Below are 22710 nucleotides of genomic sequence, written 5' to 3' on the forward strand. Positions count from 1 at the left end.
CTCGCTCCCACAATAGATCTCGGCATCTGTTGATTCATATCAAAACTCCCGAATCTGCATAGCGGCACAATAATGGCACCTTGCCAAAACTGTTTCCGCTATCAGAGAAGACCTCCATGGGTGCCTGGCTTAGCAACATCTCGCTGAAATACAAATTCTGGGCGGTCAACGCGGTCGCCTTTGTCACCACCCTGTTGTTGGTTTTGTACGCCGTACATCTCGAACAGCAGGCCCGCAGCCACGCCGCGCAAGCCTCCGCTCAGGCGCAGGCACAGTTGCTCAAGGCCTGGCCGTCCGGGCAAGCGCTGCCCAAATCCGCTCAAGTGCTGACCTTCAAGCGCGGTGAAGCGCCGCGTCTCAGTGATCAACCGCTGCTGGAAATCAGCGGCAGCAACGGCTGGAACGCCATCAATGAAATGCCACTGTTCGGTGACGACCCGTTGATGGGCGCCGAAGTGTTCAGCCGTGCTGACGGTGAGCAAGTGGCGGTCATCGCCTATGCCCCGAGCCTGAGCCAGGTGTTCAGCGAGCGTTTTGCCAACTATGCGCTGGCGGTCTTCGTCCTGATGCTGGCGATGCTCGGCGCTTCGCAACTGCTGATCCGCTTTCTGCTCAGCCAGCTCAACACGTTGAAAGACGTAATGCTGCACGTTGAAAAAACCGGCGACCTTTCCGCTCGTGTGCCGCTGGTAGGCAAGGACGAAGTCGGGCAGATGGCCAATGCCTTCAACGCCATGCAGGCCGGTTATCAGCGCGTCGTGACGACCGTTGCCAACACCGCGCGACAACTGGATGACGGTGCTGCGCGGCTGGCCTCGAGCATGAACGATGTGCGCCACGGCATGCTCGGCCAGCAAAGCGAAACCGATCAGGCTGCCACCGCGATCAACGAAATGACCGCCACCGTTTATCACATCGCGCAACACGCCGGCGCCACGCGCGATCTGTCGAAAACCGCCGACGGCCTCGCCGGCAGCGGTCAGCAAGTGGTGGCGCGGGTGCAACAGTCGATTGCCGGGCTGTCCAGCGGCGTGCAGCAAACTGCGCAAATGATTCAACGTCTGGCCGAGGACAGCCAGAAGATCAACGGCGTGGTCAGCGTGATTCACAGCATTGCCGAACAGACCAATCTGCTCGCGCTCAATGCCGCGATCGAAGCGGCGCGCGCCGGGGAGATGGGTCGCGGCTTTGCCGTGGTCGCCGATGAAGTGCGCAACCTTGCCAAGCGCGTGCAGGCGTCCACCGACGAGATCACCGGCATGATCGCCGCGCTGCAGGCCGGCACCCGCGATGCGGTGGATTTCATGCAGGAGAGTTCGTACAAGGCCGACGACTGCGTGCAGCAGGCGCAGGAGGCTGGCGCGGCCTTGGCGGAAATCACCGGGGCGGTGGCGCAGATGCGCGAAAGCAACACGCAGATTGCCGTGGCCGCAGAACAGCAGAGCCAGGTTGCCGAAGAGATGAATCGCGCCGTGGTGAGTATTCGTGATGTGACTGAGAACACCGTGCAGCAGACGGTGGATTCGGCGACGACCAGTAACGAGCTGGCGACGTTGGCCGGGGAGCTGAACAAGGCGATAGGGCAGTTGAAACTCTGATGGCCTCTTCGCGGGCAAGCCCGCTCCCACAGGGATTTTCTACAATCAACAATTGTGCGTACACCGAGCACACTGTGGGAGCGGGCTTGCCCGCGATGGCGTCCGCTCAGGCGACATCAAATTTTGCCATTGCCGCTATCAACTCAATAGCCAACCTTGATTCGCCGCCCTCCGCGCCCGGGCCTATTCTTCAAGCATGTGTTCAACATGGATCGAGGAGTAGCAAACATGGGCAAACGTCACCCCAACCTTCCCGCGTGGCAATGGCGCGCCTACCCGGGCAATCATCAGCATCCGACCAATCTGGTTCTGCACCTGATTGCCGTGCCGCTGTTCATCGTGGCGTTTCTGCTGATCGTGTCGGGGGTGTTCAGCCTGAGTCTGGCCAGCGTCGCCATCGGTGTGATCGGGATTGTCGCGGCGCTGGGTCTGCAGCGCCACGGCCACAGCCTGGAGGCGCAAGCCTCCGAGCCGTTCAGTGATCGCAAAGATGCCGTGTCACGTTTACTGGTCGAGCAATTTCTGACCTTTCCGCGGTTCATTCTCAGCGGTGGCTGGTGGCGCGCCTGGCGTGAGCGCCACCGTCGGCATTGAGTCAGGCGAAGATCGTCACGGTCTGCCGACTCATGGCAATCAACTCGCCCTGCGCACTCCACAACTTCGCGGCGACATGGCCGTAGCCGTCGGCTGCGTATTCGATGTCGGCCAGGTATTGGCACCAATCCAGCGTGCTCAAGTCGTGTAATGGCTGCACGAATTCGATGGTCCAGGTCAGCGTGCTACCCGGTGCCGGTTTCTTCAGATACGGCAACAGCGCCGGAGGCCAGGCATCCACCAGCGCCAGCAGATGCGCCTCGTTGACCGGCTCCTCTTTGACATCCCCACGCAACCGCACCCAGCCGCCCATCAAGCGCGAGGCCGTGCCGGAAAACGGAATGCCGCCGACGCTCCAGCGCATGGCTAGATGACGCATGAATTCCGGGGTCACGCCTTTGATGTAGGGCAATTCCTGGCATTCGTCCCAGTGTTTCATGGTTGGCGCCGGGTAAGCTTCGACGGCGACTTCCGAGGCGCGCGAGGCACCGAAGCTGCCCTGAATGATCGTCACCACCTGACCATTCTGCATGGCGCGGCCCAATACCTGGCTGACCGCTTTGCCTTCACGCAGCACGTCGACTTCGAAACTCACCGGCACTTGCGGCTCGACCGGGCCGACAAAGGTAATCGCCAGCGATCGCACCGGGCGCCCCGACGGCACCCTGGCGCGCATGGCTTCAAATTGCAGCGCGGCCACCAGTCCGCCAAAACTGGCCCGGCCCTGCCCCCATTCGGCGGGGATAGTCACTTCAGGTTGATGGCGGACAGCATCGAGCAGATCGCAAAAGCGCATGGCAACCTCGGAAAGCGTAAATGGAATGCGCGGATCTTAACCAGCCCCGGGCGGCGGCGCAGCGTCTATTCCGGTCAAATGGGCTGACAGATAGGCCTTGGCACTTTTCGATTTCGCCGCAAAACCCTTGTAGGAGCTGTCGAGTGAAACGAGGCTGCGATCTTTTGATCTGTTTGCAAATCAAAATCAAAAGATCGCAGCCTTCGGCAGCTCCTACAGAGGGACGCGTAAGCTTCAGGATTTGAAACACGTCGCGCTGAGTTTTTCCAGCACTTGATCGGCCTTCAGCTCTGCCTTGATCAACCCTGCCTGCCAAGTGGCCACGCACGGTTGCAGATCGGCCTCCTGCTCGGCGCGCGCCAGCCATTGCCAGCAATCGTGCCAATCGCCCAGTGCGCCTTGCGCGGACTTCAGGCGTTTGTATGCCGGTTTCGGTAGGCGATCGAGTTCTGGATAGGCTTCGATGCCATAGCGCACGCGCTTGATCAGCAGGCGCAGACGATGGCGGTCATGGGCGGGATCGTGCAGCGCCGCGTCGAGCTTCTGCCATTGTTTGCCCAGACGTTTTTCGATGCGCTTGTCCAGATCCTTGAGCAAGCCCTGACGCTGGGAAGCACGGAGGAAACGCGGGAAGGCGTCGAGGATCATCAGCAACGAAGCCAATTCCGCACTCGCTGCCAGCGCCGGATACGCCTCGGCCATTTGCGTCAGACGCCGCTGCGCAGCCTCAGGCTGGTCATGCTCGAGCAGATACGCCGCCAGCACTTCGCGATCACGCCACGGTGTGGTCAGATCGCCCACCGCTGAAGCCGCCGCCTCCAGTTGCTCGACACCCGGCAAGCCGCGCAACGGTCGCAACAGGCTGCGCAAGCGCCGCACCGTGGTGCGCAAATCGTGCAACGCCTCGGAATCGGTCCGCGCAGCCAACCGCGCCTGACACGCCAGCAGTCGCACATCCAGGCTCAACACATGAGCCACCAAGCGATCGATCATGGGGGTCTACTCCGTAGACAGCTACAGGCTTCTAGCTACAAGCTTCAAGTTGAACGCGTTTGCTTCAAGGCTTGCCGCTTGCAGCTTGAAACTTGCAGCTGCTTTTTTAACGTCCTGCGCGGGATTCGCGAATGTAGAAGCGGGCTTTTTCGGCTTTCTTGCTGCAGCCTTCGAAGCCTTCGAATTGTTGCTGGGTCTTGGCGGCGGTCAGCAGCGAGAGCGCTTTGGAATAGCTGACGGTGCCGGCGAAGCCTTCAGCCTTGGCCAGGTCCAGCTCGTGCCAGGCCGCGTCGAGTTGGCTGCCGCAGCTGTCGCGGTACGCGGTTTTGCCGGCGCAACCGGCCAGAACCAGAGCCATCAACGGTACACAGATCCAGGCTTTCATCAATCACACCTCAAGGTAGGTCAACAGTCGTGCAGGTAAGACGGTCAAGCGGCGAAAAAGTGCCTCGCCAGCCGGGCAAATCCCGTGGCGCAGAGCATAGCGCTGAAGCGTGCGAAGCGAGTGAAAAACGACGTCACTGACTCGCGCAACGACCTTGGCGATTGAGGCGCTTGGCCGATGCGTGCATTGTGCAGGCTTGTCCGGAGGAAGTTTGATGAAAAAGCGTGTCGCACTGGTGCTGGGCTCAGGTGGCGCCCGGGGCTATGCCCATATCGGCGTTATCGAAGAAATTGAAAAACGCGGCTACGACATCGCCTGCATTGCCGGTTGTTCGATGGGCGCGGTGGTTGGCGGGATCTATGCCGCCGGCAAACTGGATGAGTACCGGCGCTGGATCGAAAGCCTTGATTACCTCGACGTGCTGCGTCTGGTCGACGTGAGTTTCCGTCTCGGCGCGATTCGTGGTGAAAAGGTCTTCGGGCAGATTCGCAAGATCGTCGGCGAGATCAACATCGAAGACCTGCGAATCCCCTACACCGCCGTCGCCGCCGACCTGACCAACCAGCAGGAAATCTGGTTTCAGGAAGGCTGCCTGCATCAGGCCATGCGCGCCTCAGCGGCGATTCCCAGCCTGTTTACCCCGGTGATGCAGGGCAACCGCATGCTGGTCGATGGCGGCATTCTCAATCCGTTGCCGATCGTTCCGGTGGTATCGAGCCATTGCGACCTGATCATCGCGGTCAACCTCAACGCCACCAACCAGCGGCAGTACAAGCTGCCAGTGATCGAGCGGCCAGCAGCGTTTCGTTCGCGTTTCGACAGCCTGATCAAATCCATGGGTTCGAAGTTGCCGTTCCGCCGTAAACAGGCCGAGCAATTGTTGAAGCTCGAACAGGAAGCCCTGCGCGCAGAGGCGGCGGAGATCAATCCGTGGCTTGAGGGCGTCGAGCCGGAAAGCCAGCAACCGGCCGCCGCCCCTGAACGCGAAGGCGCGCCGAAATCCGCTACCGGTTCGTTCATCATCGATAACGTCGGGCCGGCGTCGCTGCTGGATCTGATCAACCAGAGTTTCGAGGTGATGCAGACCTCACTGGCGCAGTACAAGATTGCCGGGTATCCGCCGGACATCCTGATCAACGTGCCGAAGCGGGTGTGCCGGTTTTTCGAGTTCTACAAGGCGCCGGAATTGATCGCGCTGGGTCGGGAAATTGCCAGTGACACGCTGGATCGGTATGAGCAGGAGCAGGGTTGATCTGATACGAACTTTTCAGAGTATTTGATGGCCTATTCGCGAGCAGGCTCGCTCCCACATTTGAAATGCATTCCCCTGTGGGAGCGAGCCTGCTCGCGAAGGCGTCAGCTCAGCCAGCTTCACTCAACAACCGATACCCAACCCCCGCCTCAGTTACGATAAACCGTGGCCGGGTCGGGTCGTCCGCCAGTTTCTGCCGCAGATGCCCGACCACGATGCGCAGGTAATGACTGTCCTCGGTGTGCGTCGGCCCCCAGATATCCTTGAGCAATTGCTGCTGGGTGATCACCCGCCCCGGATGCCGCGCCAGTTGCGCCAGTACCGCGTATTCCTTGCGGGTCAGGGCAACTTCGACGCCGTCGAGCATCACCCGCCGATACGCCAGATCCACAGTCAACGGGCCGAAACTCAGCGCCGCCGGTTGCGCCTCCCCCGCCGGTGCCTGGCGCAACAACGCGCGAACCCGGGCGAGAAACTCCTGAATGCCGAACGGTTTGGTCACATAGTCATTGGCGCCGCCATCCAGCGCTTCGACCTTCTGCCCTTCACTGGCGCGCACCGACAGCACCAGCACGGGCGTGGTCGCCCATTCGCGCAACTCGCGCAGGACCTGCTGCCCGTCCATGTCCGGCAACCCGAGGTCGAGCACCACCAGGTCCGGTTTGCTCAGCGCGGCTTGCGCCAGGCCTTCAGCGCCGGTGCCCGCTTCGAGCACTTTGTAGCCTTGTGAAGCGAGGCTGATGCGCAGGAATTTGCGGATCTGCGGTTCGTCGTCGATGACCAAAATGGTCGCGGTCTGGCTCATGAATTCACATCAACACAAAAGAGTGGCAAGAGAGTAGCGCAGTCGACTTCAAGCTTCACCGTCCATCCCCGGTTGCGCCTGCAACGGCAGGTGCAAGGTGATACAGGTGCCGCGCCCGTCGATGCCGTCAGCCACAGAAATACGCCCACCGTGGGCGCCGACCATGCCCTGACAGATCGCCAGTCCCAAACCCGTGCCCTGCCCGCCGCGATCACCGCGCGCGGCGGTGTAGAACATATCGAAAATCTTCGCGCGCTCTTCTTCGGGAATCCCCGGACCTTCATCGCTCACCGCGAAAAAAATCTCCTGTTCATCGGCACCGGCGCGCAGTTCCAGGCGACCGTGGCTGGGAGAAAAACGCGCGGCGTTTTCCAGCACATTGACCAGCGCCTGCTCGATCAACGCCGCGTGCACATAGAGCAACGGCAACTCGGCCGGCACCTCGGTGCTGACGTGCAGCGGCGCCAGCACCGCGCGCAGGCGATTGAGCGAACTGCCGACAATGTCCGCCGGCGACACCCAGTCCCGCGCCAGCTTCAGGGCGCCGTGGCCGAGGCGAGTCATGTCGAGCAGGTTCTGGATGTAGCGGTCGAGGCGTTCGGCTTCATCGCGGGTGCCTTCGAGCAACTCGCGGCGATCCTCCAGCGGGATCGCTTCGCCGAGCGCTAAAAGGCTGTCGATGCTACCGCGCATGGCCGTCAGCGGCGTGCGCAAATCGTGGGATACCGAGGCCAGCAAGGCGCTGCGCAACTGTTCGGTTTCGCCGTGCAGACGCGCCGCTTCTAGGTCATCCGCTAACTGCGCGCGGGCCAGGGCTTGCGCCAGCGGCTGGCTCAACGCGGTGAGCAAACGTCGACGCTGACCGCTCAAGCTCTGGCCTTCCTTGGCGCAAACACCGAGCAACGCCAGCGGCCCGTCCTCGACCGACAACGGCCACCACCACCAACGTCCCAGCGGCAAGGTGCCGGTGCCCTTGCCCGCCGGTTGATCGTGTTGCCAGGCCCAATCGGCGGCGGCGCGTTCGGCCTCGGTGAATTGCAGCGGCCCGCCGGTTTCGACTTTCCAGCCGCCGTGGCCGTCGCGGTTGAGCAGGCACAATTGCACATCGCTCCAACCTTCGAGGTGCTGCGCGGCGGCGCTGATCACGGCCTGGCGGTCGGTCGCGGCGGTGAGTTTGCGCGACAGGTCGAGCAGTTCGCTGGTTTCTTCCTGGGTATCGCGCAAGGCCTGCAACTGCCGCCGCTGACGCGCCGCAAGGTTGCCGGTGAGCGCCGCCATCAACAGGAAGAACAGCAGCGTCAGCACGTCTTCTTCGCGCTGAATGCTGAAAGAAAAATTCGGCGGGATGAACAGAAAATCGTAGGTGAGGAACGACAGCGCCGCACAGGCCAGCGCCGGGCCGAGGCTGCTGCGCACCGCCACCAGCAACACCGCCGCGAGAAACACCAGCGAGATGTTCGGCAGCGGCAACACGCTCGACACCGCCCAGGCCAACGCGCTGGCCAACAACGTCGCCACCAGCGCCAGCGCGTAGTCGAACCACACCAGCGTGACTGAATTGCGCGGGCGCGGTTGATGCTGTTCGTGGTCACTGTCGAGCACGTTGATTTCCAGACCGTGAGCCTGACGCAGCAGGCGCGCCGCCAAGCCACCGCCGAACAATCGACGGCGCAAACGTGGCCGCGACTGGCCGACCAACAACAGACTTGCGCGGCGTTCGGCGGCGTGTTGAATCAGGGTTTTCGCCACTTCGCCAGCGCGCAACAGCACCACTTCGCCACCGAGGCGTTCGGCCAGTTGCTGGGCGCTTTGCAGACGCAACCGCGATTGCTCGTCACGGGCGCTGCCGTTGTCGACGTGCACCAGACTCCACGGCAGATGCCGACGCTGGGCGACGCGACTGGCGTGACGCACCAGACGTTCGGCCTGCGCATCGCCATCGATGCCGACCAACAAACGCCCGCGCACCGCCGGCGCGGCCTGGCCGAGTTGGCGATAGCCCTGGGCGAGATCGTTGTCGACCTGCGCGGCGGCGGTCTGCATCGCCAGTTCGCGCAGTGCGGTGAGATTGGTCTGGGTGAAAAAAGCGTCGATCGCAGCGCGGGCCTGTTCCGGCACGTAGACCTTGCCTTCGCGCAGACGCTCAAGCAATTCACGTGGCGGCAGGTCGATCAGCAGCAGCTCGAAAGCTTCCTGCAACACCCAGTCCGGCAGGGTTTCGCGCACCTGTACGCCGGTGATGCCGCGCACCTGATCGTTAAGGCTTTCCAGATGCTGGACGTTGACCGTGGTGAACACGTCGATGCCGGCGGCGAGCAGTTCCTGAATGTCTTGCCAGCGCTTGGCGTGGCGACTGCCGGGGGCGTTGCTGTGGGCCAGTTCATCCACCAGCACAAGCTTCGGTTTGGCCGCGAGCAAGCCGTCGAGGTCCATTTCTTCAAGCAGCACGCCACGGTATTCGCTGCGCACCAACGGTTGCTGCGGCAGGCCGCCGAGCAGGGCTTCGGTTTCGGCGCGGCCGTGGGTTTCGACCACGCCGGCAAGGACTTTCACGCCCTGGCGTAGTTGGGTATGCGCGGCCTGAAGCATGGCGTAGGTCTTGCCGACCCCGGGCGCCGCGCCGAGAAAAACCTTGAGCCGGCCACGGCCATCGCGGGGCAGGTCTGCTAACAATGCGTCGGCGCGGCCGGAGTCGCTCATGCTGGGGATGCTCTCTTTCTTCTGATGTTTATGCGGTGATTGTCAGGGCGCCTTCGCGAGCAGGCTCGCTCCCACATGGATATGCATTCCAAAGGTGGGAGCGAGCCTGCTCGCGAATGGTCGCGCCGCCGATTACAGGTTTTGCAGTGCCAGATTCAGCTCCAGCACATTCACCACCGGCGGCCCCACCAGCGGTTGTTCGATGTGCTTATCGAGCAATTGCTGCAAGGTCGACACCGGCAGATTGCGCGCTGCCGCGACACGCGCCAGTTGATAGGCAATTGCCGCCGGAGGCAAGTGCGGATCGAGACCGCTGGCGGAGGTGGTCAGCAAGGCCAGGGGCACCGGCCCCTGCCCAACGACTTGTTGTTTTTGCGCATCTTCGATTACGCGGGTCGCCAGGGCCGGATTGCTCGGCGCGAGGTTGCTGGCGCCGCTGGCGACCGTGGCAAAAGCCCCGGCGGACGGGCGCGGGTGGAACCAGTTGTCGCCGCTGAAATCCTGAGCAATCAGCGCCGAGCCGCGGACTTTGCCGTCGGCGTCGTGAATCAGGCTGCCGTTGGCCTGAGCCGGGAAAGCGACCTGGGCGATGCCAGTCACTGCCAGCGGATAGGCGACGCCGGTGATCAGGGTCATCAGCGCCAACAGGGTCAGAGCTGGGCGTATCATTGTGGACATTGCAGAATCCTCGATTCAGAAACCGGTACTGTGTTGAGTCAGATAAGCAGTGGCACATTCTTCGCGAGCAGGCTCGCTCCCACAGGGGAATGCAATTACAGGTGGGGCGAGCCTGCTGGCGAAAGCGTTACACCAGATGCAACGCCGTAAGCAGCATGTCGATCACCTTGATTCCCACGAACGGCACGACAATCCCGCCGACGCCATAGATCAGCAGATTGCGCCGCAGCAACGCCGCCGCACTCGCCGCCTGCACGCGCACGCCGCGCAATGCCAGTGGAATCAGCACAACGATGATCAGTGCGTTGAACACGATCGCCGAGAGAATCGCGCTCTGCGGACTGCTCAAGTGCATGATGTTCAACACGCCCAACTGCGGGTAAATCGAGGCGAACAGCGCCGGCAGAATCGCGAAGTATTTGGCGATGTCGTTGGCGATGGAAAACGTCGTCAGTGCGCCACGGGTCACCAGCAATTCCTTGCCGATCTGCACCACGTCGAGCAGCTTGGTCGGGTCGCTGTCGAGGTCGACCATGTTCGCCGCCTCGCGCGCCGCTTGCGTGCCGTCGTTCATCGCCATGCCGACGTCTGCCTGGGCCAGGGCCGGGGCGTCGTTGGCGCCGTCGCCGCACATGGCGACCAGGCGACCGTCGTTCTGCTCGTGACGAATCCGCGCGAGTTTTTTCTCCGGCGTGGCTTCGGCAAGCACATCATCGACGCCCGCTTCAGCGGCGATCGCAGCAGCGGTCAGCGGGTTGTCGCCGGTAACCATCACCGTACGAATCCCCAGTTTGCGCAACTCGGCAAAGCGCTCACGAATGCCTGGTTTGACCACGTCCTTGAGATGGATCGCGCCAAGCAGCTTGCCGTCAGCGCAGACCAGCAACGGCGTGCCGCCGCTCTGGGCAATCTTGTCGATCTCGCGCGCCAGCGCCGGGGGTAGATCGGTGCGCTGCTGACCGAGAAACGCCAGCAGCGAATCCACCGCGCCTTTGCGATACACGCGGCCCTGATAATCGACGCCGGACAAGCGGGTTTCCGCGCTGAACGGCACGGCGGTCAGGGTTTCCGGGGCCGGCTCCGGTTGTGGATGCAGGCCACGGAGGAACTCGACAATCGATTTGCCTTCAGCGGTTTCGTCGGCCAGCGAAGCGAACAACGCGCCTTCGGCCAACTCACGACCGGTTACACCCGGAGCGGCGTACACCGCGCTGCAGCGACGGTTGCCGAAGGTGATGGTGCCGGTCTTGTCGAGCAACAGCACGTGCACATCACCCGCCGCTTCCACCGCGCGGCCGGATTTGGCGATGACGTTGAGACGCACCAGCCGATCCATCCCGGCGATACCGATGGCCGACAGCAGACCGCCGATGGTGGTCGGGATCAGCGTGACCAATAACGCGACAAGAAACACCAGCGGCAGGCTGCCATTGGCGAAATGCGCGAACGGTTGCAGGGTGACGACCACCAGCAGAAAGATCAGGGTCAGGCCGATCAGCAGGATATCCAGCGCGACTTCGTTGGGGGTCTTCTGGCGCTTGGCGCCTTCGACCAGCGCGATCATGCGGTCGAGGGTCGATTCACCGGGGTTCGCGGTGATCTTCACCAGCAGCCAGTCGGACACCAGCCGCGTGTTGCCGGTGACAGCGGAACGGTCGCCGCCGGACTCGCGGATCACCGGCGCCGATTCGCCAGTGATCGCCGCTTCGTTGACTGCCGCGATACCTTCGATGACTTCGCCGTCCCCGGGGATCATCTCCCCTGCTTCGACACGCACCACATCGCCCTTGCGCAGATTGGCGGCGGGGACAATCTTGAAGCTGCCATCAGCCTGACGGCAACGGGCGCTGAGGCCTTCGCTGCCGGCCTTGAGGCTGTCGGCGCGAGCCTTGCCACGACCTTCGGCCAAGGCCTCGGCGAAGTTGGCGAACAGCACGGTGAACCACAGCCACAGGGCGATTTGTGCGGCGACGAAGGTCGGCACATCGGCATTCGGAAGGAAGCACAGCACGGTGGTGAAAATCGCCGTCAGTTCGACCACCAACATCACTGGCGAACGCGCCAATTGCCGAGGGTCGAGCTTGACGAAGGCTTGCACCAGCGCCGGGCGCCACAGGGCCGAGATCGCGGTTTTGGCTTGTTCCGGCGCTTTGACGGCGGCGGGTTTGATTGCAGGCATATTCATGATGGATTCCTTAGAAGCCCATACTTAAATGTTCGGCGACAGGACCGAGCGCCAGTGTCGGCAAGAACGTCAGGCCGCCCACCAGCAAAATGGTCACGGTCAACAGGGTCACGAACAGCGGGCCGTGAGTCGGGAAGCTGTTCTGGCCAACCGGTGCGCTTTTCTTCATCGCCAAGCTACCGGCCAGTGCCAGCACCGGCAGGATGTAGCCGAAGCGGCCGATCAACATGCCCAGGCCCAGCATCAGGTTGTGAAACGGCGTGTTCGCGCTGAGGCCACCGAACGCCGAGCCGTTGTTGGCGCTGGCCGAGGTGTAGGCATAGAGCAACTGACTGAAACCGTGCGGGCCGGGGTTGCTGATGGTTGCCGCAGCGCTGGGAACCGTGGCGGCAATCGCGCCGAGCACCAGCACACCGACCGGCATCACCAGCAGCGTCACCACCAGCAATTGCACCTCGCGGGCCTGGAGTTTTTTGCCGAGGTATTCCGGCGTACGACCGATCATCAGACCGGCGAGGAACACCGCGATCAGCACGTTGAGCAACATGCCATATAGCCCGGCGCCGACACCGCCGAAGATCACTTCGCCGACCATCATGTTGACCAGCGCAACCATGCCGCTCAGCGGGTTGAGGCTGTCGTGCATGCCGTTGACCGAACCGTTCGAGGCCGCCGTGGTAGTCACCGACCACAGCACCGTCGCGGTGGTACCGAAGCGCGCTTCCTTGCCTTCCAGCGGCGCGGTCTGCTCGACGGCGGCGTTGTTCAGGGTCGGATTCGGCTGATACTCGGCCCACAACGATGTCGCACCGCCGATCAGGAACAACGCCAGCATGCAGGCGATGATCGCCCGGCTCTGACGCAGGTCCTTGACGTAGTGGCCGAAAGTAAACACCAGCGCCACCGGAATCAGGATGATCGAAGCGACTTCGAACAGGTTGCTCCACGCGGTCGGGTTCTCGAACGGGTGCGCCGAGTTGACCCCGAAGAAACCGCCACCGTTGGTGCCGAGTTGCTTGATCGCAATCTGGCTGGCGGCCGGGCCGAGCGGGATCACCTGATCGACGCCTTGCAGGGTCACGGCATTTACGTACTGGGCGAAGGTTTGCGGCACGCCCTGCCAGACCAGATACAGCGCCAGCAGCAGGCACAGCGGCAGCAGGCCATAGAGAGTGGCGCGAGTCATGTCGACCCAGAAGTTGCCGAGGGTCTGCGCCGATTTGCGCCCAATGCCACGGCACAGCGCGACCAGCACGGCCAGGCCGGTGGCGGCGCTGACGAAGTTCTGCACGGTGAGACCGACCATCTGGCTCAGATAGCTGAGAGTCGCTTCGCCGCTGTAGGACTGCCAGTTGGTGTTGGTCATGAAACTGACCGCGGTATTGAACGCCTGGGTCCATTCCTGGCCAGGCAGGTTTTGCGGGTTCAGCGGCAAGTGATCCTGAAACAACAGGATCGCGAACAGCAGCAGGAAACCGGCGAGGTTGAAAGCCAGCAGTGCCAGCGTGTACTTCTGCCAGCTCTGCTCCGCCTGCGCATCGACCCCGGCAAGACGATAGCAACCGCGCTCGACCGGGCCGAGAATCGGTGTCAGCCAGGTGCGCTGGCCTTCCATCACTTTGTAGTAGAAGCGCCCGAGGAACGGCGCCGGCAGCAAGACCAACGCAAAAAACCCGAGGATCAGCCAATAGTCATAACTGTGCATAGCCGCTCCTAGTTCCGGTCCGCGCGCAACAGCGCAACCAACAGATAAATGAACAGCCCCACTGCCAACAGCAGTGACACCCCGTCCAGAACGCTCATGGAAGATCTCCGTGTAACGGCGTATTGCCGTGTGTGCAGCGATTGTCGGGAAGGAGGCTGTAAAGGAACGAGAGCGAGGGGTGTGGCGGGGCATAAAGAAAGCGTAAAGAGTGGGTTTATGCGGGCTTTACAGGTGGGTTTTGCGTTGTATGGGCGGGCCTATTCGCGAGCAGGCTCGCTCCCACAGGTGTAGGCGTTGTTTGGGCGAGCGCATTTCAAAATGTGGCAGCGGGCTTGCTCGCGAAGGCGGCAGCACAACCAACATCGCACTTGGCCGAGCTGATTCTTGTGCTGTTCGAACAGGCCTCTTCGCGGGCAAGCCCGGCTCCCACATGTGTCATGGTTATCCGAACGAACGCATTCCAACTGTGGGAGCGGGCTTGCCCGCGAAGACGGCAGCACAACCAACATCGCACCCAACTGGCGCACCTTCCCTGCACATTCAGCGTGAATCATCCCCTCTGCGACAGTTTTCAACTTATTACGACTTGTTTCACGGCGATGGCACGCCCACTGCACACGCCCTTCCCTGAGCTTTCCAAACCGTTCAGGGAGCAAGCGCATGAACACACAACTCAAACCCACGCTGGGCACGTTGCACCTGTGGGGCATTGCCGTGGGGCTGGTGATTTCCGGGGAATATTTCGGCTGGAGTTACGGCTGGGGCGTGGCCGGTACGCTGGGTTTTCTCGTGACTTCATTCATGGTCGCGACCATGTACACCTGCTTCATCTTCAGTTTCACCGAACTGACCACCGCTATTCCCCATGCCGGCGGGCCGTTTGCCTATAGCCGCCGCGCGTTTGGCGAAAAAGGCGGATTGATCGCCGGACTGGCCACGCTGATCGAATTCGTCTTCGCCCCGCCAGCGATTGCTCTGGCGATTGGCGCTTATCTGAATGTGCAATTTCCGGCGCTGGACCCGAAACACGCGGCGGTCGGCGCGTACATCGTGTTCATGGGCCTGAACATTCTCGGAGTGAAACTGGCCGCGACGTTCGAGCTGATCGTCTGCGTGCTGGCGGTGGCTGAGTTGCTGGTGTTCATGGGCGTGGTCGCGCCAGCGTTCAGCTTCAGCAACTTCGCGCTGAATGGCTGGGCCGGTTCCGACGTCTTCGGCGCGCCGGCGATTGCCGGGATGTTCGCGGCGATTCCATTCGCCATCTGGTTTTTCCTCGCCATCGAAGGCGCAGCGATGGCCGCCGAGGAAGCCAAGGACCCGAAACGCACGATTCCCAAGGCTTACATCAGCGGCATCCTGACCCTGGTATTGCTGGCGATGGGCGTGATGTTCTTCGCCGGCGGCGTCGGTGACTGGCGCACCCTCGCCAACATCAACGACCCACTGCCGCAAGCGATGAAAACCGTGGTCGGCGACAACTCCGGCTGGCTGCACATGCTGGTGTGGATCGGCCTGTTTGGCCTGGTCGCGAGTTTCCACGGCATCATCCTCGGTTACTCACGACAGTTCTTCGCCCTCGCCCGCGCCGGTTACCTGCCGGCCTCATTGGCAAAACTGTCGCGCTTCCAGACCCCGCACCGCGCAATCATCGCTGGCGGCCTCATCGGCATCGCGGCGATCTACAGCGACGGCCTGATCAACCTCGGCGGCATGACGCTCACCGCCGCGATGATCACCATGGCCGTGTTCGGCGCAATCGTGATGTACATCATGAGCATGCTCAGCCTGTTCAAACTGCGTAAATCGGAACCGAATCTGGAACGCACGTTTCGCGCGCCGTGCTATCCGCTGGTGCCCCTGATTGCACTGATATTGGCCGTGGTTTGCCTGGTAGCGATGGCGTGGTTCAACACACTAATAGGGCTGATTTTCCTCGGTTTCATGGCGGTCGGCTTCTGCTACTTCATGCTGACCGGGCAACTGCGCGCCGATGCGCCAGCGGATGCCATGCTCACAGGCCTGTAACGACCCGTACCCCGTAGGAGCTGACGAGTGAAACGAGGCTGCGATCTTTGCTTTTCATGATCAAAAGATCGCAGCCTTCAGCAGCTCACAGGAATTTCGGATGCACCGGTAGCAAGCGGCCTAGAATGGAACCACTGCGAAGTCGTTTCGCTCAAAGGTGGTATGCAGCATCGCACGGCGAAGTCCTCGCCCGTCGAGCTGCCATTAAGGAGAGCCGTTATGCCCTGGTATGCCTGGTTGATTCTGGTCGTTGCGATCGGCTCGATTGTTGGCGGATTGATGATGTTGCGCGACACCGCCAACAAGGTCGAACTGACCGACGAAGAACGCAAGCGCGTTGCGCAGCGCAATGCTGAAGCGGATGCCAAGGACGCACAGGACCGCTGATACGAACCCCGCCGCAATGGCGGGGTTTGTTTTTCCAGGGCAATCGGACTTAATCGCAGGCTTTTTAGATTTTAGAAGTACAGTCACCATTTAATCTTCCGTGGTTAAGATGGCAGCATCGTCGCGGAGAGCTCCACATGCGTTACTCGCCAGATCACAAAGCCCAGACCCATCAGCGCATCATCAAGGAAGCTTCCGCCCGATTTCGCAAGGACGGTATCGGCGCCACCGGCCTGCAGCCTTTGATGAAAGCCCTGGGCTTGACCCATGGCGGTTTCTACTCGCACTTCAAATCCAAGGAAGAGCTGGTCGAAAAAGCCCTGCAAGAGGCCGGCGAGCAAGTCGCGGGCCTGTGCGAAGAGATCTTCGCGCAGGAAAACCCGCTGCAAGTCTTTATCGACACCTACCTGTCGGAGTGGCATCAGACCTCGCCCCACGAAGGCTGCCCGCTGCTGACCATTTCCTCCGAGCTGGGCCTGCGCGGCCAGCCAAGCCCCACCAGCGACGAAGTCCTCAATGCTCGCCTCGAACAAATTCAGGCCACGCTCGAAGGCGAGAACAGCGCCGATCGCAGCATTGTCATCATGGCGACCCTGGCCGGTGCACTGCTGCTGTCACGCAGCGTCGCAGATGCCGACTTCGCCCAGCGCATCCTCGACGTCACCCGCGAACATCTCAAGCAATCGAGCGATTAAGCTTTCCAGCGCTTGAACAACACGCTCGCATTGACCCCGCCAAAACCGAAGCCGTTGGACAAGGCATATTCGATCGACATGGAGCGCGCCTCGCCATGCACGATGTCTACCCCTTCGCTCGCCGGATCCGGGTTTTCGAAGTTGAGCGTTGGTGGCACTACCTGATCCCGAATCGCCAGGAGCGTGAAAATCGCCTCCAGCCCGCCGGCCGCGCCGAGCAAATGACCGGTAGCGGATTTGGTCGACGTTACGGCGATCTTGTTCTGCGTGCCAAACAACGCCTTGATCGCCGCCAACTCGCCCAAATCGCCAACCGGCGTCGACGTCGCATGGGCGTTGAGATGCTGCACCTGCTCCGGCTTTACACCGCCCTGAGCCAGTGCCAATTGCATCGCCCGGCGAGCGCCACTGCCATCTTCCGGCCCGGCGGTAAGATGATATGCATCAGCGGTCGTGCCGTAACCGACCAGTTCGGCCAACGGCGTCGCACCGCGTGCCATCGCATGCTCGAGCGATTCGATCACCAACAAACCAGCGCCCTCGCCCATCACGAAACCATCACGCCCACTGTCGAAAGGACGTGAGGCTTTCTCAGGGGTGTCGTTGTAGCCGCTGGACAACGCCCGCGCCGCCGCGAAACCAGCGAGACTGACGCGATCGATCGATGCCTCCGCACCGCCACATACGGCGATGTCCGCCTCACCTGCGCGAATCAACCGCGCTGCGTCGCCGATCGCCTGAACCCCGGCGGCACATGCGGTAACCGGAGCACCCAATGGCCCTTTGAGGCCGTGCTGGATCGACACATGACCGGCCGCGAGATTGACTAGAAACGATGGAATGGTGAACGGCGACAAACGCCGGGGACCACGGCTGTCGGTGGTACGCACCGCATCGGCAATCGCACCGAAACCACCGACACCGGAACCGATGATCGTTGCGGTACGCTCTTGGCTTTTGCTTTCTGAAGGATGCCAGCCAGCCTGCTCCAGCGCCTGCCGCGCCGCTTCCATGGCGAACATGATGAAGCGATCCATCTTCTTCTGTTCCTTGGGCGGCGTGGCGCGATCCGGATCAAACCCGGCCTCGGCATCCTCCTCCACCGTCGGCACACTCCCGCCGACCCGGGTCGGCAGATCAGCCACAACCGCATCGGGCAGGTTGCGCAACCCGGAACGACCGGCCAGCAAACGCTGCCAGACGATTTCAACATCACTGCCCAAAGGTGAAACCAGGCCCATGCCCGTGACGACGACTCGACGTTGGTTCATACCATGGTTACCCCTTATCAATTCAAAATTCGACGTGCATCGGTGTGCTGCGATTCGGCTGCTGAATCAGTCCCGAGCGAAGTTATTATAGGCATAATCAAACCACAATATGATAGCCGTAATTTTCAGCGTTCAGGCATCCACCAGATCGGCACTCAATAAAAAGGCCGGTCAATGACCGGCCTCTCGGCGTTGAACTGTCAGCTTAGTTCACTTCCAGCTTGTCGCGGTTGCGATCCAGAATCGCCTTACCAATCCCCTTCACTTCCAGCAACTCATCCACCGACGCGAACGGACCATTTGTATCCCGATACGCAACAATCGCCTGCGCCTTCGCCTCCCCCACACCCGCCAACTCCTTCTGCAACGTTGCCGCATCCGCGCCATTGAGATCGACCTTCGCGCTTGCCGAGGGCGCAGCCGCATCCATCAGCAAAGGCGCCTTTGTTGTCTCGGTGGGCGCTACAGGGGCAGCAATCGCAGCAATCGAGGCGCTGGTGAGGAAAGCAAAGATCAGCGAGTAGAAATAACCGGTACGCATAAGTGACGCTCCATCATCGTTTTAGAAAGCAGCTTTTCCCAAGCTGCTCTCCAAACGTAGGTCATGACGGAGGGAAGTCAAAAATGCGAGCGTTACAGGATGTGAAACAATCAGGGCTCAAGACGACGTTGCTGGTAGATCCAGTCGACGATTTCGCCATCGGGAGTGTAGCCGGAGACGGTTTCGCGCAGGAGCTGGCGGACGCGGGTGTAGTCGTCGGCTTCCACGGCTTTCAGCAGTTCATCCAAGCGGGCTTTCAGAACGTCCCACGGAAGGTGATCTTCATTTGCGCTCATGATCATCGGATGCGACGTGGCTGCGACGTTATCCCCGATCAACAATTCCTCGTACAGCTTCTCGCCTGGACGCAAACCGGTGAACTCGATGGAGATGTCGCCCTGCGGGTTGCGCTCCGATCGGATACTCAGTCCGGACAGGTGAATCATCTTTTCCGCCAGCTCAACGATCCGCACCGGCTCGCCCATATCCAGCACGAAGACGTCGCCGCCCTGCCCCATTGAGCCAGCCTGGATGACCAACTGCGCGGCTTCGGGGATGGTCATGAAGTAGCGGGTGATTTTTGGGTGAGTGACGGTCAGTGGTCCGCCGGCTTTGATTTGGCTATGGAACAGCGGGATGACAGAGCCGGAAGAGCCGAGCACATTGCCGAAACGGACCATGGTGAAACGGGTTTTGTTAACTCTGGAAACGTTGGCTTTATCGCCAAACAAAACAGGGGCGATTTCACGGCTCAGGGCCTGAAGCGTCAATTCCGCCAGACGCTTGGTGCTCCCCATAACGTTGGTCGGGCGGACCGCTTTGTCGGTCGAGATCAGCACGAAATTGGAAACTCCTGACTGCAATGCTGCTTGCGCCGTATTAAGCGTGCCGATCACATTATTCAGCACACCCTCCGCAATGTTGTGCTCGACCATCGGTACATGCTTGTATGCTGCCGCGTGATAAACAGTGTCAACCTTCCAGGTTTTCATCACATCCAGCAGCTTCTCCTGATGGCGGATCGAACCGAGGATCGGTAACAAACGCACAGGCGTCGAGTCGCGAGTTCCGCGCTGCTCAAGTTCAGACAAAATGCTGTAGAGGTTAAATTCGCTGTGCTCGAACAAAATCAAAGATGTCGGGCCCAAGGCGAAGATCTGTCGACACAACTCCGAGCCGATTGACCCTCCGGCCCCGGTAACCATTACTGACTTGCCTTTGATGCAGCGCTCCAGCAGGTCTTCCTGCGCGGGTACTGCATCGCGACCGAGGAGGTCGGCAATATCTACTTCCTGGATATCTTCAACTTTCACTCGACCACTGGCCAGATCGGTAAAATTAGGAACGCTGCGGACGTGAAGCGGAAAAGCCTCCAACAGATTCAGGATTTCCCTGCGCCGAGCGCGCGTAGACGACGGTAGCGCAAGAAGAATTTCCTGAGCGCCGGTTTCGTCGATCATTTGTTGAATGTGTTTAGGCTTGTAGACTTGAAGGCCCGAAATTGACCGATCGGAGATCCCCGGGTCATCATCGATAAACGCAACGGGCCGCAATACGCGCCCCATGCGCAATGCCGCAACCAACTGATTGCCCGCTACGCCAGCACCATAGATGGCAACTTTGGTCAGACCGTCATCCCGATTGGTAAACGGCACATGCTGTGCGGCGGTAAACCAGTCGCCCATGAAGTATTGGCGCATGCATAAACGCAAGCCTCCGATGATGACCAAGCTGAGCCACCAATAGTTAAAGACAATCGAACGCGGGACGATCGCCTCATGATTACTGTACCAGTAAACTACAAGGGCAAGGATCAAAGACGATAGGCTGACGGCTTTAATGATTGCGACCAAGGCATCATTGCCAAAATAACGCATGACGGCGCGGTACATACCGAAGCGAATGAAAAGAGGGATCGCGATAACAGGCCCGCTTACGAATAGCCAGAAGTGGACTTTCAACGGGTTATACATATCATCGATGCCGAGCCGCACGATGAAAGCTAGCCAGAGAGAGATCCAGACAAGCACGACGTCGGTGAAGACCTGGATCAGCCGTTTTTTTCGACGCGGCAGGCCTACAAGAAAGCCCCTGAGTCTGTCCATAACATCATCCGCCACTTTATCGCTCCCTCACCTGAATGCGCGGATGGATTGTACGCCCCGGAAAGCGCTGGGCACATACATGCGATTGATCAATGGACACGAATGAGCAGATGATTTCGGATAAAGGTAGCTGAAAGCCTGTTTCCCATAACGTTTTCAATGGCAAATCCTCCCACCAGAGACGCTTATGTCACATTTCACCTCCGCCTCTCACCCCGGGGCACCGTTGAGGCGGCAGCGTGGGCCTGTGCCCACCGTCTTCGCAATCGTCAGAGACTTCACAATCCGAGGCAGCTAAAGGGAGCCCTGCTGCATAGGAACACTTTCGTGCCCGACAGTGCCGTATCAACAGACTTTTCGGGCAATTCCCTTTAAAATGCCGAGCTGCGTATGTGTACTGTGCAATATCTACCAACGTCCCGGTCACAGCCTTCTCTCGGAAGGCCGACCTCTGATTTGCATACCTCCCGAGCGGTGAAGCCACAAGCTTAGTCCCAGTCGCTGTATTTAACTCGGCATTCTTGAGATTAAAAAATGACCACGCTACACGACACCACCCATTTGAATTCCTGCGTTAAGGGAAACAATGCGCTTGCGACCGGTGGCACTAAAGTTGCGATTTTGCTCTGCACTTACAACGGCGCTGCTTTTATCGAAGAGCAACTGGATTCCTTTGCCAAGCAAACTCATGATGAGTGGGTAATCTATGCTTCGGATGATGGCTCAAGTGACGAAACCATCAATTATCTTCAAGACTTCCAGCATAAACATGGCGAACATCGGCTGGTCCTCCTCGAAGGGCCACGTCAGGGCTTCGCAAAAAACTTTCTTTCATTAATCAAAAATCCGGCATTACAAGCCGACTATTTTGCATTCAGTGACCAAGATGACGTCTGGTACCCGGACAAGTTGGAGCGAAGCATTGCCAGCCTGGCCAAAGTCGGAGAAGTTCCTGCGCTCTACTGCTCGAGGACCCGCCTTGTTTCTGCGGATTGCAAAGTCATCGGACATTCTCCGTTCTTCATGGCTCCGCCGGGTTTCCGCAATGCTTTGGTACAAAGCATTGCAGGGGCCAACACCATGCTTATCAATCGCAAGGCAAGAGCATTGCTGGCAGAAACGCCCGATGACGCGGTTATTGTTGCCCACGATTGGTTGACCTACATTCTTGTCAGCGGATGCGGGGGCGAGGTCATTTATGACCCAATCCCTACGCTTGACTACAGACAGCATGGTGGCAATTTGATTGGTGCCAATTCCGGATTGAAGCAGCGCGTGACTCGCTTACGCAAAATGTGTTCTGGACGGTTCAATGTATGGAGCGATCAGAACCTGATCATACTGGCCGACTTCAAGAAAAAACTGACGCCCGACAATCGCTTGACACTTGAAAGATTTGAGTGGGCTCGCCAAAGCCCGCTGCTGCGAAGACTTTCCCTGATGCGGAAATCCGGCGTCTACCGTCAAACTCACAAAGGCAATATCAGCCTCTTCGTTGCTACCTGCATGAACAAAATTTGAGATCGCACTATCGTTCCATCTCCAGCCTGAATCCCGACGCCATTTTCCAGATGATGCTCTACCGAGATGCCCCCATGCAGCAGATATGGTAAGGTGCCGCGCGCCTCGGGCGAAGGATGACTGACTATCAGTCATTTCTGTGGAATATCACTAGACAGAGGGTCTGCTTGTTTCACTGGAGGCTAAGGCGCATGAAGCCATTTAAAGCTTGTTTCGGGCCTTGGTTGATGAGAACGGCATCGCATCCACATTCTGTTTCATCTGTTTACGCAACCAGGCTACGAGCATGACTGCCAGCCTGAGAAATCAGACAGAAATACGGCTCAGGCTGTAGAGCAAAAAAAGACCTGAGAAAAAAGAGGGAACGAATGAAACAGAATGGAAAACCTCTCGAGGCCGATCAATGCGCTCTAAGGCTACTGGTGCGGCGGGTTGTTTAATGCAGCCTCAGTCAATCGAGCGTTTATGACTCCC

At 60.0% G+C, this 22710-nt stretch carries 19 protein-coding genes; 7 read left to right on the plus strand and 12 right to left on the minus strand.

The features are described from left to right. Positions 1–116 precede the first annotated feature (116 nt). Both AB4N53_RS11505 and AB4N53_RS11510 read left to right on the plus strand, forming a co-directional pair. The gene (locus AB4N53_RS11505) at positions 117–1598 is read left to right on the plus strand and encodes a methyl-accepting chemotaxis protein (protein ID WP_460120581.1); all 1482 of its coding nucleotides are present in this window, start codon (positions 117–119) and stop codon (positions 1596–1598) included. Positions 1599–1826: 228 nt separating this feature from the next. Further along, entirely contained in the window at positions 1827–2192 is a 366-nt protein-coding gene (locus AB4N53_RS11510) for a DUF962 domain-containing protein (protein WP_201230886.1), read from the plus strand. A 1-nt stretch (position 2193) separates the two neighbouring features. Here the strand turns inward: AB4N53_RS11510 and AB4N53_RS11515 are convergent, their stop codons facing one another. The 3 genes from AB4N53_RS11515 to AB4N53_RS11525 all read right to left on the minus strand — a co-directional run bounded on the left by AB4N53_RS11515 (position 2194) and on the right by AB4N53_RS11525 (position 4366). Beyond that, the gene (locus AB4N53_RS11515) at positions 2194–2988 is read right to left on the minus strand and encodes an acyl-CoA thioesterase (protein ID WP_460120583.1); all 795 of its coding nucleotides are present in this window, start codon (positions 2986–2988) and stop codon (positions 2194–2196) included. 234 nt (positions 2989–3222) lie between these two features. Beyond that, the gene (locus AB4N53_RS11520; protein ID WP_460120585.1) at positions 3223–3981 is read right to left on the minus strand and encodes a CHAD domain-containing protein; all 759 of its coding nucleotides are present in this window, start codon (positions 3979–3981) and stop codon (positions 3223–3225) included. A 106-nt stretch (positions 3982–4087) separates the two neighbouring features. Continuing rightward, on the minus strand, positions 4088–4366 hold the full coding sequence (locus AB4N53_RS11525; RefSeq protein ID WP_016770894.1) for a hypothetical protein: 279 nt from the start codon (positions 4364–4366) through the stop codon (positions 4088–4090). Between the two features lie 214 nt (positions 4367–4580). Here AB4N53_RS11525 and AB4N53_RS11530 point away from each other — a divergent pair, with 214 nt between their 5' ends. Continuing rightward, on the plus strand, positions 4581–5618 hold the full coding sequence (locus AB4N53_RS11530; RefSeq protein WP_039759961.1) for a patatin-like phospholipase family protein: 1038 nt from the start codon (positions 4581–4583) through the stop codon (positions 5616–5618). Between the two features lie 109 nt (positions 5619–5727). Here the strand turns inward: AB4N53_RS11530 and AB4N53_RS11535 are convergent, their stop codons facing one another. The 6 genes from AB4N53_RS11535 to kdpF form a co-directional block, all read right to left on the minus strand. Then, entirely contained in the window at positions 5728–6423 is a 696-nt protein-coding gene (locus AB4N53_RS11535) for a response regulator (RefSeq protein WP_460120588.1), read from the minus strand. A gap of 48 nt (positions 6424–6471) precedes the next feature. Further along, on the minus strand, positions 6472–9123 hold the full coding sequence (locus AB4N53_RS11540) for a DUF4118 domain-containing protein (RefSeq protein WP_460120590.1): 2652 nt from the start codon (positions 9121–9123) through the stop codon (positions 6472–6474). 132 nt (positions 9124–9255) lie between these two features. After that, positions 9256–9801, minus strand: coding sequence for a potassium-transporting ATPase subunit KdpC (kdpC, locus tag AB4N53_RS11545; RefSeq protein ID WP_460120592.1), 546 nt, complete (start codon positions 9799–9801; stop codon positions 9256–9258). Positions 9802–9928: 127 nt separating this feature from the next. Beyond that, complete coding sequence (gene kdpB / locus AB4N53_RS11550; protein WP_460120593.1) at positions 9929–11986, minus strand: potassium-transporting ATPase subunit KdpB; 2058 nt, start codon at positions 11984–11986, stop codon at positions 9929–9931. A 10-nt stretch (positions 11987–11996) separates the two neighbouring features. After that, positions 11997–13691, minus strand: coding sequence for a potassium-transporting ATPase subunit KdpA (gene kdpA / locus AB4N53_RS11555; protein WP_460120595.1), 1695 nt, complete (start codon positions 13689–13691; stop codon positions 11997–11999). An 8-nt stretch (positions 13692–13699) separates the two neighbouring features. Next, entirely contained in the window at positions 13700–13789 is a 90-nt protein-coding gene (kdpF, locus tag AB4N53_RS11560) for a K(+)-transporting ATPase subunit F (protein ID WP_007899818.1), read from the minus strand. 562 nt (positions 13790–14351) lie between these two features. Here kdpF and eat point away from each other — a divergent pair. From eat to AB4N53_RS11575, 3 genes are all read left to right on the plus strand, one after another. After that, a complete protein-coding gene (gene eat, locus AB4N53_RS11565; RefSeq protein WP_460120597.1) occupies positions 14352–15716 on the plus strand; it encodes an ethanolamine permease in 1365 nt (454 codons plus the stop codon). Positions 15717–15935: 219 nt separating this feature from the next. Next, the gene (locus AB4N53_RS11570; protein WP_016770901.1) at positions 15936–16103 is read left to right on the plus strand and encodes a DUF2897 family protein; all 168 of its coding nucleotides are present in this window, start codon (positions 15936–15938) and stop codon (positions 16101–16103) included. Positions 16104–16240: 137 nt separating this feature from the next. Next, entirely contained in the window at positions 16241–16798 is a 558-nt protein-coding gene (locus AB4N53_RS11575; protein WP_460120599.1) for a TetR/AcrR family transcriptional regulator, read from the plus strand. Here AB4N53_RS11575 and fabF read toward each other — a convergent pair. The 3 genes from fabF to AB4N53_RS11590 all read right to left on the minus strand — a co-directional run bounded on the left by fabF (position 16795) and on the right by AB4N53_RS11590 (position 20715). Then, a complete protein-coding gene (fabF, locus tag AB4N53_RS11580; RefSeq protein WP_460120601.1) occupies positions 16795–18069 on the minus strand; it encodes a beta-ketoacyl-ACP synthase II in 1275 nt (424 codons plus the stop codon). The two genes, AB4N53_RS11575 and fabF, sit on opposite strands and share 4 nt — an antisense overlap. Before the next feature lie 205 nt (positions 18070–18274). Then, the gene (locus AB4N53_RS11585; protein WP_122603623.1) at positions 18275–18610 is read right to left on the minus strand and encodes a helix-hairpin-helix domain-containing protein; all 336 of its coding nucleotides are present in this window, start codon (positions 18608–18610) and stop codon (positions 18275–18277) included. A gap of 110 nt (positions 18611–18720) precedes the next feature. After that, positions 18721–20715: a polysaccharide biosynthesis protein gene (locus tag AB4N53_RS11590; RefSeq protein WP_460125427.1), complete on the minus strand. Its 1995-nt coding sequence runs from the start codon at positions 20713–20715 to the stop codon at positions 18721–18723. 534 nt (positions 20716–21249) lie between these two features. Here AB4N53_RS11590 and AB4N53_RS11595 point away from each other — a divergent pair. Further along, positions 21250–22236, plus strand: coding sequence for a glycosyltransferase family 2 protein (locus AB4N53_RS11595; protein ID WP_460120603.1), 987 nt, complete (start codon positions 21250–21252; stop codon positions 22234–22236). Positions 22237–22710 lie beyond the last annotated feature (474 nt).

This window comes from Pseudomonas sp. H3_E04 (assembly GCF_054668915.1).